The organism is Thalassospira lucentensis MCCC 1A00383 = DSM 14000 (assembly GCF_000421265.1).
Classification (GTDB): domain Bacteria; phylum Pseudomonadota; class Alphaproteobacteria; order Rhodospirillales; family Thalassospiraceae; genus Thalassospira; species Thalassospira lucentensis.
On sequence record NZ_ATWN01000003.1, the window covers coordinates 80,305 to 97,523 of the forward strand.

Below are 17,219 nucleotides of genomic sequence, written 5' to 3' on the forward strand. Positions count from 1 at the left end.
CAAATACTGACCCTTTCCAAAGACAATTATCCGGCTGACGTTCCCTTATCTCGCACACGACCGCGCGATCAGCCCAGTTCAGGATCAAATACCGAGTTATCAAGGAAACTGTCCGGTCCGACAAACGCACGGTCCTCAGCACCATTTGTGCCTTCTACCCGCCAATCATGTGCCGGCACCGCAACATCAAGTCCCTTAACCGCCGTCCGATAGAGATCCGGGCGATAGACTTGCCGGATCACCTGATTAAGGTCGGTGTTGGCGGGCACTTGCCCCCATCGTTTCATCTGTGCGCCGACCCAGCTTGCCTGTGACAACCACGGGAAGGTCGCGGTATAGCGATAAAAAACATGCCGATCCGGCACCTCAATCGGGGCTTCGCCGGGGCGCAGAACCGGACGCCCGTCAAGTGACGCCTTAAGCACATCATAAGGCGCACCGACATTGGATTCTTCTGACAACATCTGGGCAAGTTCCGCGCGATTGCCCGGCTCATCGGCCCATTCCGCCGCCCGGACAAGGGCGCAAACAAGGGCCGAAACCGTGTCAGGATTTGAATCCACCCAGTCCTGCCGCACACCAAGGACCTTTTCCGGACTACGCGACCAGATGTCGTCTTTCAACGCGACAATGACCCCATCCCCATGGAAAACCGCCCGCTGGTTCCACGGCTCCCCGACGCAATATCCATCGACCCAGCCATTGCGCAGGCTGTCAAACATGCGTTGCGGCGCAATCACCCCGATATTAACATCCCTGTCCGGATCAATCCCAGCCGCAGCCATCCAGTAGCGCAGTTCGTAATTGTGGCTTGAGAACGGGAAAACAGTTGCAAATGACATGACCGGGCGGCCCGATGCCCGGTCTTCGTCGATGACTTTTTTCAACGCGCGCGCCGATAAGCCACGTGGCCCATGCATCGCCGCAGGATCGGCCTCAAGCATCCGTTGATATAGCCGCGTGGACACCGTAATCGCATTACCACCCCGGCCAAGCGCCATCGGCACAACAAGATGCTGCACCGGAACGCCACCCAATCCAAGGCGGGCAGCAATCGGGATACCGGCCAAAAGGTGGGCGGCCTCATAAACGCCATATGACAGCTTGTCACGAATGGCCGCCCACGACATTTCGCGTACCAATTCAAGTTCGATATTTTCCTGATCGGCAAATCCCATGGCGCGCGCAACAACCGGGATGGCGCAATCAACCAATGGCACGAAGCCCAGACGAACCTTGTTCCCCATTCCCTAAAACTCCAACTGAAACGCGGTGATGACGCTTTGCGCGATCTCATAGATCTTGCGGTTCTGTTTCATGGCGTTCTTTCGAAGAAGGTTATAGGAATCTTCTTCTGTCAGACCCTTTTCCTTCATCAAAATACCTTTGGCCCGCTCAATCAGTTTGCGCTCATTGAGTTTGGCTTTTGCTTCGTCGCGTTCACGGCGCAACTGATCAAAAACATTAAACCGCGAAATTGCCATTTCAACAATTGGACGAATGCGGTCTTCGCGCAACCCGTCCACCACATAGGCACTGACCCCGGCGGCAACCGCTTCGTGGATCATGCTTGAATCACTTTTATCAACGAACATGGCAATCGGGCGTGCAATGGCACGCGACACCTGAAACATCTGTTCGAGCGTATCGCGATCCGGGTTTTCCAGATCAATAATGATGATATCGGGTGCCAGTGCCTGAATACGTTCGACCAGATTGTGAGACGTCCCGATCCGGGCCACACGGGTATAGCCACTTTCAACCAGTCCGCGCTCGACAATCGCCGCACGGTCAGGATCTTCGTCAATCACCAGAATGTTGAAGTCTTCTGTCCTTACCAAGTTATCCCAAACTCCCTGACGGCCGAGGCCTCTCTGTCTGTGTTATCTTCTCCGGCATTTTTTTCGACCGGTTGAAGGACCGGGATGCGACACAGGCCGCATCCCGAAAAATCATTGTTGTGCGTTTATTCCGCAGGTACCGGCTGACCCGATCCAGATGTGCCCATGCGTTCTGCATGCGCACGATCAAACCGTTGCTGTTCTTCGGCCTGGGTTGCTGCCGAGAAACGGACAGCCAAGGCCGCAAAAGAACACACAATCACGGCACAACCGAGATAAAAAAGCCCTTCCTGATAGGTAAGCGCCTCGGACTTGAACAAAAAGCCTGCGGCAACCGCACCGGCATTCCCACCAGCACCGACAATGCCCGCAACCGATCCAAGTGCCTTGCGGTTAACGAACGGCACAATACCGAAAGTCGCACCTTCTGACATCTGAACAAACAGCGAGAAGACAATCATCACGGCAACGGCAATGACCAAGGCATCCATCATCGAGAAGGCAACAAGTGCGATGCCTTCGACAAACAGTGCGAAAAACAGGAATTTGACCCGACCCGAAAGGCCGCCTTTGGCGGCAAACTTATCGGAAAACACGCCGCCCAGCGTCCGGGCAAAGATGTTCATCAGGCCAAACAGACCGGCAATCACACCCGCCGTGGCAAGGCTGAGATCAAAACGGTCAAAGAAGTAGATCGCGGCAATATTATTGATGGTCAGCTCAACGCCAAAGCACGCCCCATAAACAAGGAACAAGGCCCAAACGCGGTAATCAGACATCGCCGCCATCATGCCTTTGGTCGCCCCGGCATGGTCATCCTCGGCCGACAGCGCACCGCTTTTGCGCATTTCGGCATAGTTGCCTTCCGGGCAGTCGGTGGTGAAGACCCAGTAAAGAACCGCAACCACAAGCATGATCGCGCCCGGGAAGACCATCGCCAAACGCCAGCCCATGGTTTCGGAAAGCCCAAACCCGAGGATCATGGCAAGAATCAGTGGCATGACCATCTGCGTCACACCACCGCCAAGGTTCCCCCAGCCTGCTGTCGTGGCATTGGCCGTACCGACAACATTGGGCGCAAACATGGTGGAGGTGTGATACTGCGTGATCACAAAGGATGCGCCGATTGAGCCAATCGCCAAACGCGCAAGCAGGAAGGTTTCATAGCTGTCGGCAAGGCCGATCAACATCACCGGCAACGAGCCAAGCACCAGCAAGCCGGTATAGGTTTTGCGCGGACCGATCTTGTCACACAGTGGGCCGATCAGAAGTCGCACAAGAACCGTGATGGCAACCGATGCAATGATCGTACTGCCGATTTCACTTTTGCTTAAGCCTAGATCATCGCGGACCAGCGGCATAAGCGGTGCGATCCCGAACCAGCCGAAAAAACACAGGAAAAATGAAAGCCAGGTCAGGTGAAAAGTGCGCATCTGGACAGTCTTGAGACTGAACAGGTTTATGCGTGTAGCCTTGTTCTTGATTTCCATAACGGTGAAGCCCTTCGTTTTGGCCGAACAGAGCATCTTGAGTGCCGTGAACAACCGACGGTTTTTGCTATGGGCCTTCATGCTTCATCAGATGGATTCCGCAGGCGGCCCGTCATTCGGATCGAACGCGCTGCGCGGTCATCGCGCGGCAGTTCCAAACGTCTGATCGTCCGCCGTTGGACGAAGAACTGTGAGCCACCCGTCATTGGGCCTGCTTTCGTCAAAGCTGCTCACACGGAAATAGGATGTGCAAACACCGCGCCAATTTTTCCGCGATGCGGGATAAAACTTTCAAAACACTGAAATATAACAGCTTTAACTGATCGCGACTGCAACGTAAAAAATGGAACGTCTGAAAATCAGGCGAATATGCACGAAAATAAATCACTCACATTTTGTGCTGTTTATTTTTTGTGCTATTTACTGCTTTGCTCGAATATCAGGCAATCGCTACTTCCCATGATCCTTCATATATCTCAGTTGCTTACGAGATAATTTACCGAAATTCACATTCTGGCACGGCACTTGAATACAGAAACACATGAGCGCGGGCAGTGTCGCCTGCAGCTCCGGCCAAGATGCCGATCCTATATATAAAGAATCCAATGACGGGTTCCCCGGATAATGACGTCCGTTGCGACATGCCTTTTTCGAAGGCAGACCGCATCGGGCGTTTTTTTGTGCCAACTTCGCATCCCGCGACGAGGAGCCAGAGACAAATGAACCACGTCCCTGCCGCAATAAAGACCGCAAAAGCCCGCCTGGTTGTCATCGGCAACGGCATGGCCGGCATGCGCACCGTAGAAGAAATCCTGTCCCGCAATCCGGACAAATACGACATCACCGTTTTCGGCGCAGAGCCCCGGGTTAACTACAACCGCATCATGCTGTCGCCGTTGTTGTCGGGTGAAAAGGGTTTCGATGAAATCGTCATCAACACGCCGGAATGGTACAGCGAAAACAACATTCACCTTTATTCCGGTGATCCCGTCGTTTCGATTGACCGCATCCGTAAAGTTGTTATTTCCAAAAGCGGAACGGAAACCGAATATGACCGGTTATTGCTAGCGACCGGTTCAGATCCGATCATTATTCCGGTCCCCGGCCACAAACTGAATGGCGTTGTCACTTTCCGCGATGTCGATGATGTCGATACCATGCTGGGTGCTGCCGCCAAAGGTGGCCCCGCCGTGGTCATCGGCGGCGGGCTTCTTGGCCTTGAGGCCGCGGTTGGTTTGCAGGCACGCGGCATGAACGTAACGGTCCTGCATCTTGCAGGCCATGTCATGGAACGCCAACTTGATCCGTCGGCGGGTTACCTTCTTGCGCAGGAGCTCGAGCGCCGCGGCATCAAGGTCATTACCGCTGCCGATACGGGCGAAATCGTTGGCACCGAAAACGTTACCGGCGTTCGCCTTAAGGACGGCACCATGATCCCGGCGGATCTGGTGGTTATGGCTGTTGGTATTCGCCCCAATGGACGCCTTGCCACAGATGCCGGGCTTACCGTCGAGCGCGGTATTGTCGTTGATGATGTGATGACCACCAGTGACCCGGCCGTTTTCGCGGTTGGTGAATGCGTACAGCATCGTGGTCAATGCTATGGTCTTGTGGCCCCATTGTTTGAAATGGCCAAATCCTGTGCCGATCATTTGGTTGAAATCGAAACCCTTGGCTATGCCGGTTCGGTCACCTCGACCAAGCTGAAGGTGACCGGCGTTGATGTTTTCTCTGCCGGGGATTTTTCGGGCGGCGGTGACACCGAAGAAATCGTGTTCCGCGATGCTGGTCGTGGCGTTTACAAGCGTATCGTTCTTGAAGACGGCAAGATCAAGGGCGCGGTCCTTTATGGCGACACATCCGATGGTGGCTGGTACTTCCAGCTGATGAAAGACGGCCAGGACGTCACCGAATTGCGTGACACGCTTGCCTTTGGTCAGGCATTCGCCGGGGGTGCTGCCGGAAACCCGCTTGATGCCGTTGCCGCCCTGCCAGATGATGCAGAAATTTGCGGCTGCAACGGCATTTGCAAAGGATCCATCGTTTCGGCCATCACTGAAAAGGGGCTCACCACCCTTGATGAGGTCAAAGGCCACACCAAGGCATCCGCGTCATGTGGATCATGCTCCGGACTGGTTGAGAACCTGCTGGCGGCGACCCTGGGCGGCGATTATCAGGTCGCAGCCGTCAAACCGATTTGCACCTGCACCGAACATGATCATGACAGCGTGCGCCGTCTGATCGTTGCCAAAAAACTCAAATCCATGCCCGCCGTCATGCAGGAACTTGAATGGGCTTCATCGGATGGGTGCCATGTCTGCCGTCCGGCGTTGAATTACTATCTTCTGGCAGCCTGGCCGAACGAATATGTTGATCACGGTGCATCGCGCTTTATCAACGAACGTGTTCACGCCAACATCCAAAAAGACGGCACTTATTCGGTTATTCCGCGCATGTGGGGTGGCTTGACCAACCCGCGCGAATTACGTGCCATTGCCGACGTTGCCGACAAGTTTGAAATCCCGACCGTCAAGGTCACCGGCGGGCAGCGCATTGACCTTCTGGGTGTAAAAAAAGAAGACCTTCCGGGCGTCTGGGCAGATCTGAATGCAGCAGGCATGGTATCGGGCCATGCCTATGGCAAATCATTGCGTACCGTCAAAAGCTGCGTCGGGCAGGAATGGTGCCGCTTTGGCACCCAGATGTCGCTCAGCATGGCGGTTGAACTTGAAAAAATGACATGGGGATCATGGATGCCCCATAAATTCAAGATGGCCGTATCGGGCTGCCCGCGTAACTGTGCCGAAGCCACGATCAAGGATTTTGGTGTGGTCGCAACCGACGGCGGCTGGGATCTTCATGTGGGCGGAAATGGCGGCATTCACGTCAAGGCGACCGAGCTTCTGTGCAAGGTCACCACCGACGAGGAGGTCATGGAATATTGCGGTGCCTTCATCCAGCTATACCGCGAAGAAGCCCGTTATCTTGAACGCACCGCGCCATGGATCGAGCGGGTTGGCCTGAAGCACGTTCAGGACCAGATGGTCGATGATGCCGCCAACCGCAAGGCGCTGTTTGACCGCTTTAAGGTCAGTCAGCAGAAAGCACAAATAGACCCATGGGCAGAACGCGCGAGCCAAGGCGTTGATGCCCATGAATTCACCCCCCTTCCCATGGTCGCAGCGGAGTAGGAAAATGACAGACATTCTAAGCTGGATTGATGTCGGGCCTGTCGCCAACATCCCGCGTCAAGGTGCCCGCACCCTGCAAACCGAAACCGACCGGATTGCCATTTTCCGCACTCTTGATGATCAGGTCTACGCGCTTCTTGACCGCTGCCCGCACAAACAGGGGCCGCTGGCACAGGGCATTGTCCATGGTCATTTCGTAACCTGCCCGCTGCACAATATGGTTTTCTCGCTTGAAACCGGCGAGGCACAAGGACCTGATGATGGCTGCGCGGCCAAGGTCGAATGCAAAATCGTTGACGGGACCGTGCGTGTCGGACTAACCGAACTGCAAGCCGGACTGCGCCATGCGGGATGAGGTCAAAACAACCTGCCCCTATTGCGGTGTTGGCTGTGGCCTGATCATTTCGCCAACCCGTGATGGATTTGCTGTCGGCGGTGATCCCGAGCACCCGGCCAACTTTGGGAGAATATGCTCCAAAGGGGCCGCGCTGATCGATACGATCACGGCGGAAACCAAACGTGATTTCCGGTTACTCGACCCCGAAGTCGACGGCGCAAAAACCGATTGGTCCACCGCCATATCCGCAACCGCCGACCGTCTACGTGACACCATCGCGCAGCACGGGCCAAAATCGGTGGCGTTTTATGTTTCCGGTCAACTTCTGACCGAGGATTATTATGTCGCCAACAAACTGATTAAGGGCTTCATCGGATCGCCCCATATCGACACCAATTCGCGCCTGTGCATGGCATCGACAGTGGTCGGGCACAAACGTGCGTTTGGTGCTGACGTGGTGCCGGGCTGCTACGAAGATTTGGAAATTGCCGATCTGGTCATTCTGACCGGATCAAATTTGGCATGGTGTCATCCGGTGCTTAATCAGCGCCTGCGCGCGGCCAAGGAAAAGCACGGCACGAAGATTATCGTGATTGATCCACGCCGCACGGCAAGTTGCGATATTGCCGACTTGCACCTGCCGATCACACCGGGCAGCGACGTTGCCCTGTTTAATGGCTTGCTGGCATGGCTTGATCAGACCGGCAATACCGACCTTAAATACGTCGCCCGCCATGTTAGCGGCTACGAACAGGCTGTGGCAGAGGCCCGCGCCGACTGCCCCGATCTCGAGACAACCGCAAAAAAATGCGGGCTCGACACCCATGACAGCGCTGATGCATTCGGCTCAGGTCTGGGGAAACTGGAAACGTTCTTTAGCTGGTTTTCTGCCTTTGATCGCACCGTAACGGTGTTTTCACAAGGGATCAATCAATCCTCAAGCGGGTCGGACAAGGTCAATTCGATCCTTAATTGCCATTTGGCAACCGGTCGTGTCGGCAAACCGGGCTCCAGCCCGTTTTCGGTCACTGGCCAGCCCAACGCCATGGGCGGGCGCGAGGTTGGCGGCCTTGCCAATCAGCTTGCCGCCCATATGAACCCAAACGATCCGGTTGATGTTGATCGCGTCAAACGGTTCTGGAAATCAGACGTTCTGGAACCGGGCGAAGGCCTTAAAGCGGTTGATATGTTTCGCGCGATTGAAACCGGCGAGATCAAGGCCGTCTGGATCATGGCCACCAATCCCGCCGTCAGCCTGCCCGACGCCGATCGCGTCCGCCTGGCCCTGTCGCGCTGCCCGTTGGTGATTGTATCGGACGTGGTCAGCGATACCGATACATTGCGCCACGCCCATATCAAATTGCCCGCATCCGGTTGGGCGGAAAAATCGGGCACCGTCACCAATTCCGAACGCCGTATTTCACGCCAGCGCCCATTCCGTGACGCCCAAGGCAACGCCAAACCCGATTGGTGGATCATGTCCGAAGTCGCCAAATCCATGGGATATGGCAAATCGTTCAAATATAGCGGTCCAAGTGATATTTTCGCTGAACATGCCGCCCTGTCAGAATTTGAAAATGATGGGCTGCGCGCCTTTGACATTGGCGTCTGGCACAAGGCAAAAAAATCCGCCTATGACGCAATGGAGCCCTTCCAATGGCCCGCATCGCGCAAGAACCAGCCTATTACCGGCGCTGAACGCCTTTATGGCAATGGCATTTTCACCACATCAAGTGGTCGTGCGAAAATGATCGGGGTTGAACATATCATCCCGCAATCACAAACAAGTGCCGATTTCCCATTGGTCGCCAACAGTGGTCGCTACCGCGATCAATGGCACACCATGACACGCACTGGAACGGCAGCACGCCTGTCGGCCCATCGCCCCGAACCTCTGCTTGAAATCTGTGCTGAGGATGCCGCCCGTTACCGGGTTAAAGATGGCGGCCTCGCCCGGATCAACAGCAAACACGGCACATCGCTGATGCGTGTTGCAATCACGGACGCGCAAGCCCCCGGACAGGTTTTCGTTCCGATGCACTGGAACGATGTCTACTCGGCCGCGGGTGGGATTGGTCGGCTTACGCCCCCCAATGTCGACCCCCATTCGGGCCAACCCGAAACCAAATACACCCCGGTATCCGTCGAACCATTTGTCGCGAAATGGCAAGGTTTACTGTTCTCCAGCACACCGGTTGATCTTGGCAACCTGCCCTATTGGGTCGGAGCAACCGGACAAGGCAGCATGATCTATGAAATCGCCGGCGAACAATCATGCATGTTCAAGTCACTCCTACCCATGGCAGCCAACACCAACGATGAACAGATCATTGAATATAGCGACAGCAAAAAAGGCATTCACCGTTACGCCAGATTGAGCGGTGACCGCATCACCGGTGCGCTGTTCATCGGTCCGGACCGCCCGGCCCTTGGGCGCGACTGGATATCAAACCTGCTGGCGGCAGATGCCCTTGCAACGCCGGAACGCAACGCCTTGTTGGCCGGGCGCATGCCCGATGCCGGTGCAATCAATGACCGCCTGATCTGTTCATGCTTCTCGGTCGGATTGGCCGCCATCAGCAAGGCCATTGTCGAACAAAACGCCGTTTCCCCAACCGATATCGGCCGCTTGCTTCAGGCCGGAACGGGATGTGGTTCCTGTTTGCCGGAAATAAAGGAGATTCTCGATGACGCACTACCGCGCGCCGCTGAATGATCGCATCCGTGAACCGGGCATGGGGACCATCAACCCTGACCTGACCGAAAACTATGCCTATTTCCCGGCTTTCATTCATGTCACCGGCAAGAAGGTTCTTGTTCTTGGTGGCGGTGAAGTCGCCACCGGCAAACTTCGCATTTTAATTAAAAGTCAGGCCAATATCACGGTCGTCGCACCCGAAATCTGTGACGATATCGCTGTGATGGTGGACGAAGGGCGCATTGTTTGGGAAAGCACGCCCTTCGTTGACACCATGGTCAATGGCGCCGCGATGGTGTTTGACGCCACCGACGATCCCTATCTTACCGCACGCGTGAAGGCGGCAACCAAACGGCGCAACATCCTGTTGAATGTTGTCGACAAGACCGCACAGTGTGATTTCATTGTGCCTGCCATCCTTGATCGTTCGCCGGTGATGATCACGATCTCGACCGGGGCCTGTGCCCCGGCACTGGCCCGCATCATTCGTCAGCGTCTTGAAACGGTTCTGCCCGCCACCATGTCGCAGCTTGCCCGAGTTGCACGCGATGCCCGGCAAAAGGTTGCCGATCATTTGCATGACAATGTATCGCGCCAACGGTTCTGGACGCATTTTTTCCAGCGTGGATTACAAACCCACTCTGCACGGTCCATTTGCCCAGAAGACGTCGATCTTGCCCTTCGTCAGTTCGTGCCCGATGGCAGTTCGGCAACCGTCCCCGGCGGCCAAACACTTATGGCGGATGTTCATGTTGATAACGCGCTTGACTTGCCACACGGCATTGCGCGTGCGATTGAAACCGCTGACATCGTCTTTCACGAAGATCACATTGCCGATGACATCCTGACCCTTGCGCGTCGCGATGCCACCGTCATCCCGATTGGCTGCATCACGCTTGACGAACACCCCGAACGCAAACGCGAAAGCGTTGCCCAGCAATCAAAAATCTTCGCGCGACAGGGTTTTAATATCGTCACCCTGACCCAGCCGATCACGCATTAACCCCCTTCATATGTCCCCTTGTGGATTATGGCTCCCTGTCATCCACAAACTAAAAGCCGCGTAAGTTTCCTTACGCGGCTTTCTTTCTGCAATCAGCCGATTGCTTATTTCATTGTCGGCATCACAAACTCAGCACCCTTGCGAATGCCGGTCGGCCAGCGTGATGTGATGGTTTTCAGTTTAGTATAGAACCGAACACCTTCTGGGCCGTGCATGTGGTGATCGCCAAACAATGATGCCTTCCAGCCGCCAAACGAATGGAACGCCATCGGAACCGGGATCGGTACGTTAATACCGACCATGCCGGTCTGGGTGCGTGCAGCAAATTCGCGGGCGGTATCGCCATCACGGGTAAAGATCGCAGTACCATTGCCGTATTCGTGGCTATCCACAAGATCCGCAGCCGTTTCGAAATCATCGGTACGAACAACCGACAGAACCGGGCCAAAGATTTCTTCCTTGTAGATGCTCATATCCGGGCTGACATCATCAAACAGGGTGCCGCCGACGAAATAGCCGTCTTCATAGCCCTGAAGATTGATACCACGGCCATCAACAACCAGTTTGGCACCTTCTTTGACACCCTTGTCGATATAGCCAACAACCTTGTCCCGATGCATCGCGGTGACCAGCGGCCCCATCTCGGCTTTCGGATCGGTACCCGGTGCGACATGCAGTTCATTGATGCGCGGTACGAGCTTCTCAATCAGGGTATCGGCGGTTTCCTTACCGACCGGTACTGCGACCGAAATCGCCATGCAACGTTCACCTGCCGATCCATAAGCCGCGCCCATCAGGGCATCAACCGCCTGATCCATATCGGCGTCCGGCATAATGATCATGTGGTTTTTCGCACCACCCAGCGCCTGACAGCGTTTGCCCTGCGCGGTTGCGGTTTCATAGATGTATTTCGCAATCGGGGTCGACCCGACAAAGCTGATCGCGGTGACGTCGGCATCGAACAACAACGCATCAACCGCTTCTTTGTCACCCTGAACAACGTTGAATACGCCGTCTGGCAAACCGGCCTCGGTCAGCCATTCTGCCATCAGAAGCGATGCCGACGGATCACGTTCGGACGGTTTGAGGATAAAGCAGTTACCGCACGCAAGGGCCACCGGGAACATCCACATCGGCACCATCGCCGGGAAGTTGAACGGGGTGATACCGGCAACGATACCCAACGGCTGACGCACAGAATGGCTATCCACCTTGGTACCGACGTTTTCGGTGAATTCACCTTTCAAAAGCTGCGGTGCGCCGGTAGCGAACTCAACAACCTCGATCCCGCGGGTGACTTCGCCCAGCGCATCGGACAAAACCTTGCCGTGTTCGGCGGTGATGGCTGCGGCCAGTTCTTCGGACCGGTCTTCGAGAATGCCAAGGAATTTATTGAGAATACGCGCCCGGCGCAGCGGGGTTGTATTCGCCCACTCCGCACGCACAGCCGCTGCCGAATCAACCGCCGCCCGGACTTCGGATTTTGACGCAAGATCGACGGTGCCGCTTTGCGCACCGGTGGCCGGATTGAAAACAGCCGCCGTACGGCCAGATGTTCCGGCAACGCGTTTGCCGCCAATGTAATGGGTAAGCTGGTTGGACATGGGGGTTCCTCCCGATAAACCTGATTTGTTGATTGCGTGACGATACCATCCGCAAAGTGGCGACATTATGGGTATGCACACCGATGCACATCAATTATCATTTATGCAAATTCGATGTGCAATTTTTAAAGTCGCCAGTTCTCATAAGGATTTGATCATGGATTGGGATCGCTTTCGCATTTTTCTTGCCGTCGCCCGGCAGGGACAAATCCTTGCCGCTGCCCGTCAACTTGGCCTCAACCATGCCACCGTCGGGCGGCAGTTGACCGCGCTTGAACATGACCTTGGCACGAAGCTGATTGAGCGGCGCACCACCGGGTCGGAGCTGACCACGGCCGGGCGGGAACTGATGATCGCGGCGGAGACAGCTGAATCTGCGTTTTTACGGGCTGGCACGGCAGTGTCGAACCAGACCGAAACCATCAGCGGCACAGTACGCGTTGGCGTCCCTGACGGGCTGGGGAACTATTTCCTCGCAAGCGAGATGGCGGCATTTGCAGCCCAGCATGCCGATCTTGTCATTCAGCTTGTGCCTCTGCCGCGCACCTTTTCCCTATCCCAACGCGAAGCCGATATCGCCATCACCCTTGACCGCCCCAAACAGGGCCGTCTGGTGATCAAGAAACTGACCGATTACACGCTCAGCGTCTATGCCACACAGGCCTATGTCGATCAGTTCGGCACCGTCGAAACCGAGGCTGACCTGACCGACCGCTTGTTTGTCACGCACATCGAAGATTTGATTTACAGCCGCGCACTTGATTATGCTGCGCGCCTTGGCAAACTGATGCGCCGTCGCTTTGAATGCGGCAGTGTCGTCGCCCAGATGGAGGCCGTGCGCAACAGTCACGGCATCGGCATCCTGCATGATTACGCCACCCAGGGCATCCCCGACCTGATCCGTTTGCTGCCTGAAATCCGGTTCACCCGCAATTACTGGATGCTGCAACATCCCGACACCAAAGACACCAGAAGTGTCGCCGCCGTTGCCGAACATCTTACCCGTGTTGTGCGTGCGGCGCGTGATCGGTTTGTTGTTGCCTGACAGCATGCAAAAACAGGCGCAAGGACATCATTCCTTGCGCCTGTTTTTCTGCGACATCTTTTATCTAGCGGTCGCTGCTCCGTTAGGGCGACAGCAGAAACTCACTTAATCAGGTGACTATTGGTCACTTTTTGCGCCAATCAAATTCAATGGCTTTTTCAGCCGACATCTTGCGCAAAGTCTGTTCAAAATAATCGCGGATCTGGTCAAGCCCGGCGTTGTCAGACGCCGACATGGCAACTGTCAAGAAAGACGAGCTTGCGGTGATTTCACACACCCCCTGCTCGAACGCAAGAAGACCCTTGTTGCTATCACGCAACTCTGCCTGCACAGAACCATCCGGCTCGCCGGTAAAGCCCTTTAAATAAACGGGTGCGTTACGTACATAGATATCTGCAAAACAATAGTTGGCGTCCATATTCTGATCCAATCCGACTTCAGACAACTGTGTATTCCCAGACGTATTCTTGCCTTCCTGATCCACCAAGCCGGCTTCCTTGTCATCCGTGTCGACCACAGTCTTTACGTTGATGGAACCCTGATCATCACCTGACATCACATCGCACCCGGCATGGTTTGAATTATCGCTTAACATGAATACCATGCTTCGTATGCGCGCAACAATAGTGACCGATGGTCAATAATATATGAAAGCATTACGCCGAAATTGATCTCGATTAAACAGAAAATGTTGCGAATTTGCGCCACCGCAAGTCAGACCGCGAAAATAACTTGCCGCACCGCGTCCACCATAGCTGAATTGTCGGTCATTTGACCGGGAATTCAGCACGCCCCAAAAATCCGATTTTTTGTTTTATTATTTAGTTACAGACAGATAGATCACATCAATTGGCACGCGCCAAAAACCACCGCCTACAGGCAAAAGTCAGACGAATGTAATGTAAACTTTTTGTGAAATCAGCTGTCTAGCGCCCAAATTCCGCTAATCACTCACGGCAACACACAGCGGCACTGAGAATTTGCAAGACGATGCGGGTTTCACCCTACCTATTAATCGAGTCTGGATGCGACTTTTCCCTGGCGTCTACCATGACCAAACTGCTGGCAAAATCCGCTGGCACGGGCAGGACGACCGAGGATAAATCAAGCTGAACAACGGGGTCACTTTCCCCCGTCGCCTTAAAGATCGCCTCATACCGGCACCAGGCATCGTAAAAGTCAGAGACGGACGTCGTGCCTGGCAAACCAAGCTGTTCTGCCATTTGAGGAACAGAACGGCCTTCATCGCGATATTCAAGATCAATTCCGATCAAAAGCCCCGGATCAACCGCAACCGCAACCACCACCCAACCGCGACTATGGCTAATGCTTACGCCGTGGCGATGACCGGCAATTTCCGCCCAAGGACGACCGTCCTCGTCCTTAAGGCATGTTGCGTCGTTACCCTTTGCAACATAGGCAACAAGGTCGCACAGCATATCCCAGGCCAACAATGACGACGCTTGGCGTGCTGCACTTCGTTTCAATGGTATATCTTCAAGTTTGCGTATGGCCGAAACAACCTCGCCATCAAAGTGGGAAAAGCGCCTCGCGTCCGATGAGTTACACTTCCCAAGAGTGGTACTTGCCGCCACCTGCACAATCCATTATTGCTGAATTACAATCACGCGCCCTGCATCATCGGTAAAGTCGTTCCAAGAACGGCTTTTGTGCGGTACCGGGACGCCCCCGCACTGGTCACGGGGCAATTTGACCCAAACCGACATGATTGAGTCAGTTTTCCACCCATTAATCAAGGCAGATCAAAATGCGTAGTTTGAAACTTGCTTCTGTTTTTGTCGTTGTCGCAGTGCTTGCAGCATGCTCGGCAACCGTTCAGAACTTCTCCAATCAGCCCTTCCCCGCCGATGTCGCCAAACTCAGCATGGCCGAGATTGAAGAAACCATCATCGAAACAGCTTCGACACGTGAATGGATTGTTCAGCGCGAAGGCGAAGGCCAGTTGACCGCAACCTATGCTCCGCGGTCGCACAGTGCAAAGGTTGCTATCTCGTTTAATCAGAAACAGTACTCAATCATTTACGCCGATAGTAGTAATCTCCAATATAATGGTACAACGATTCATCGGAACTATAACCGGTGGGTCAACAACCTGAGACAGGACATCCTGCGCGCGGTCTCGGCCCGTGCGGCACTTGCCAACTAGGACACCAAATGACTTTGCTGTGCGCCCGACTGTCACGTTGGGCTTTGTGGGAAGATACCAACGGTCAGGCCAGCCTGACCTTGCACACATCCGAAAACACGTCGGCTGTATCCCACCCGTCGGCCCAGAACGATCTGGCGCGCAGCATTAAACCCGGTTGGCGGCGGCGGCTTGACCTGTTTGGTCGCGCCGCCGCCGAAACGCTTACCCAGATGATCACCCCCGCCGACAACCCGCATATTGTTTTCTGTTCTCGGCACGGCAACATCAACCGCACGGTTAAGCTTCTCCATCAGGTCGCAACCAACGAGGCCCTTTCGCCCGCGGATTTCAGCATGTCGGTGCATAATGCCTTTGTCGGTATTGCGTCGATCAACTGGTCGATCACCCAGAGCCACACGGCCATTGCCGCGGGCAATGACAGCCTGATCGCCGGACTGACCGAAACCGTCTGTCAAATGATGGCAACACAAAGCCCCGTCATCCTGTGCTATGTCGATTTACCGTTGCCAGATGTCTATACTGATACTGTCGCCGAACCCCAGACGGCGATTGCCTTTGCCATGCGCCTTGAGCCCGATGGCGACACCACCCCTGAGATCCCGGCGACAGGTAAAGCCCTTGCTTTCTCATCCTGCGGATCAGACCGGGCACAGACCATCGCCGCATCATCATATGATCAGGTCAAAAACCTGACTGCCTTTTTTGCATCACCCTCTGCCTCCCCGCTAACCCTTGGCAGCAGCACCACCGCATGGACCGTTTCGCGTCATGACTAAACCTGCCTGCGCCGAAACAGTACAAAGCACCCGCAGGAACCTGAACTGGTACTGGCGACTTGTTGGCACCGGGTTGGCGTTTTCCATCTTCGGGCTGGGCGGCCTGTTCATGGCGCTGACGATTTTTCCGGCCCTGATGGTGATTTTACGCAACCGTGCCAAACGGCGTAAATATGCCCAACTGGTGATTTGCCGTGGCTTTCGCCTGTTTGTCTGGATGCTTGATCATTCCGGCGTTGCCGAGGTGGAAACACACCACCTCGAACGGTTGCGCGATGCCACAGGCTCGCTGATTATTGCCAATCACCCGACCTTGCTTGATGTGGTAATGATCCTGTCGCAGCTTGATCGCTGCCAATGTGTGGTCAAACACGAACTGTTTCGCAATCCGTTCCTGTTTGGGGTTGTGCGCGCCGCCGGATTTATTCGCAATGACGACAACCCGGAAAACCTGATCACGCAGGCCCGGCATCATCTGCAATCGGGGGCCAATATCCTGATCTTCCCCGAAGGCACTCGCACACCCAGCCAGAAAAAACTTGGAAAACTGCAACGCGGAGTCGCAAACATCGCGATAGAGACACAAGCCGACTTGATTCCTGTGGTTGTGCACTGTAATCACGATACCTTGAAAAAGGGGGTACCGTGGTATCGCATTCCACCGTCGAAAATTCGTTACCGACTGGAAGTCGATCATCCGTTATCATTTGACGATATTAACGATCCGGACTTGCCGCGCGCCAAACAAGCGCGCGCTTTGACCCGGTTCATCAAAGATTACATTCTGGACAGACTTAAAGATGACTTCGCTGGAAACCGAACTTAAAGCTTTCATCATCGACACGCTCAATCTTGAGGATGTCGATGTAAACGATATCGACAGCGAAGAAGCCCTGTTTGTCGACGGTCTGGGTCTTGATTCCATTGATGCACTTGAACTTGGCGTCGCGATCCAGAAAAAATATGATGTCCGGATTGATGCCAAAGACGAAGATGTGAAAACCCATTTCGCATCGGTGCATAATCTGGCGAAATTCATTCAGGCTTCGGGAAAGGAGGGATAA

15 protein-coding genes are annotated in these 17,219 nt (G+C 54.7%); 9 read left to right on the forward strand and 6 right to left on the reverse strand.

Annotation, left to right across the window (positions count from 1 at the left end; genetic code table 11):
* Positions 1–68 precede the first annotated feature (68 nt).
* The 3 genes from K355_RS0107215 to K355_RS0107225 form a co-directional block, all read right to left on the reverse strand.
* The gene (locus K355_RS0107215; protein ID WP_022731448.1) at positions 69–1,247 is read right to left on the reverse strand and encodes a CmpA/NrtA family ABC transporter substrate-binding protein; all 1,179 of its coding nucleotides are present in this window, start codon (positions 1,245–1,247) and stop codon (positions 69–71) included.
* Positions 1,248–1,250: 3 nt separating this feature from the next.
* Entirely contained in the window at positions 1,251–1,841 is a 591-nt protein-coding gene (locus K355_RS0107220; protein ID WP_022731449.1) for an ANTAR domain-containing response regulator, read from the reverse strand.
* 125 nt (positions 1,842–1,966) lie between these two features.
* Entirely contained in the window at positions 1,967–3,274 is a 1,308-nt protein-coding gene (locus K355_RS0107225) for a NarK family nitrate/nitrite MFS transporter (protein ID WP_240626433.1), read from the reverse strand.
* Between the two features lie 776 nt (positions 3,275–4,050).
* Here K355_RS0107225 and nirB point away from each other — a divergent pair.
* Genes nirB through K355_RS0107250 form a run of 4 tightly spaced genes read left to right on the forward strand, consistent with a single transcriptional unit; the run spans position 4,051 to position 10,560 of the window.
* Positions 4,051–6,522 carry a nitrite reductase large subunit NirB gene (nirB, locus tag K355_RS0107235; protein ID WP_022731452.1) on the forward strand — a complete coding sequence of 824 codons (2,472 nt, stop codon included), beginning with the start codon at positions 4,051–4,053 and terminating at the stop codon, positions 6,520–6,522.
* A gap of 4 nt (positions 6,523–6,526) precedes the next feature.
* The gene (gene nirD / locus K355_RS0107240) at positions 6,527–6,877 is read left to right on the forward strand and encodes a nitrite reductase small subunit NirD (RefSeq protein ID WP_022731453.1); all 351 of its coding nucleotides are present in this window, start codon (positions 6,527–6,529) and stop codon (positions 6,875–6,877) included.
* Entirely contained in the window at positions 6,867–9,575 is a 2,709-nt protein-coding gene (locus K355_RS0107245; RefSeq protein WP_022731454.1) for a nitrate reductase, read from the forward strand. Before nirD ends, K355_RS0107245 begins: the two co-directional genes overlap by 11 nt.
* Positions 9,547–10,560, forward strand: coding sequence for a siroheme synthase (locus K355_RS0107250; RefSeq protein WP_022731455.1), 1,014 nt, complete (start codon positions 9,547–9,549; stop codon positions 10,558–10,560). Before K355_RS0107245 ends, K355_RS0107250 begins: the two co-directional genes overlap by 29 nt.
* 104 nt (positions 10,561–10,664) lie before the next feature.
* On the opposite strand, the gene K355_RS0107255 is transcribed toward K355_RS0107250, so the two are convergent.
* On the reverse strand, positions 10,665–12,164 hold the full coding sequence (locus K355_RS0107255; protein WP_022731456.1) for a CoA-acylating methylmalonate-semialdehyde dehydrogenase: 1,500 nt from the start codon (positions 12,162–12,164) through the stop codon (positions 10,665–10,667).
* Positions 12,165–12,321: 157 nt separating this feature from the next.
* On the opposite strand from K355_RS0107255, the gene K355_RS0107260 reads away from it, so the two are divergent.
* Positions 12,322–13,209, forward strand: a complete 888-nt coding sequence (locus tag K355_RS0107260; protein ID WP_028791422.1) for a LysR family transcriptional regulator — start codon at positions 12,322–12,324, stop codon at positions 13,207–13,209.
* Between the two features lie 124 nt (positions 13,210–13,333).
* Here K355_RS0107260 and K355_RS0107265 read toward each other — a convergent pair whose 3' ends face one another.
* Together K355_RS0107265 and K355_RS0107270 are read right to left on the reverse strand one after the other, a co-directional pair.
* On the reverse strand, positions 13,334–13,693 hold the full coding sequence (locus tag K355_RS0107265; RefSeq protein WP_162142287.1) for a DUF2218 domain-containing protein: 360 nt from the start codon (positions 13,691–13,693) through the stop codon (positions 13,334–13,336).
* 520 nt (positions 13,694–14,213) lie between these two features.
* The gene (locus K355_RS0107270; protein WP_022731459.1) at positions 14,214–14,696 is read right to left on the reverse strand and encodes a 4'-phosphopantetheinyl transferase family protein; all 483 of its coding nucleotides are present in this window, start codon (positions 14,694–14,696) and stop codon (positions 14,214–14,216) included.
* Between the two features lie 281 nt (positions 14,697–14,977).
* On the opposite strand from K355_RS0107270, the gene K355_RS0107280 reads away from it, so the two are divergent.
* Genes K355_RS0107280 through K355_RS0107295 form a run of 4 tightly spaced genes read left to right on the forward strand, consistent with a single transcriptional unit; the run spans position 14,978 to position 17,219 of the window.
* Positions 14,978–15,376 (forward strand): hypothetical protein, encoded by a 399-nt coding sequence (locus tag K355_RS0107280; protein WP_022731460.1) that lies wholly within the window; start codon positions 14,978–14,980, stop codon positions 15,374–15,376.
* Between the two features lie 8 nt (positions 15,377–15,384).
* Positions 15,385–16,155, forward strand: coding sequence for a beta-ketoacyl synthase chain length factor (locus K355_RS25040; protein ID WP_022731461.1), 771 nt, complete (start codon positions 15,385–15,387; stop codon positions 16,153–16,155).
* A complete protein-coding gene (locus K355_RS23380; protein ID WP_022731462.1) occupies positions 16,148–16,981 on the forward strand; it encodes a lysophospholipid acyltransferase family protein in 834 nt (277 codons plus the stop codon). Before K355_RS25040 ends, K355_RS23380 begins: the two co-directional genes overlap by 8 nt.
* Positions 16,956–17,219, forward strand: a complete 264-nt coding sequence (locus tag K355_RS0107295; protein ID WP_022731463.1) for a phosphopantetheine-binding protein — start codon at positions 16,956–16,958, stop codon at positions 17,217–17,219. Before K355_RS23380 ends, K355_RS0107295 begins: the two co-directional genes overlap by 26 nt.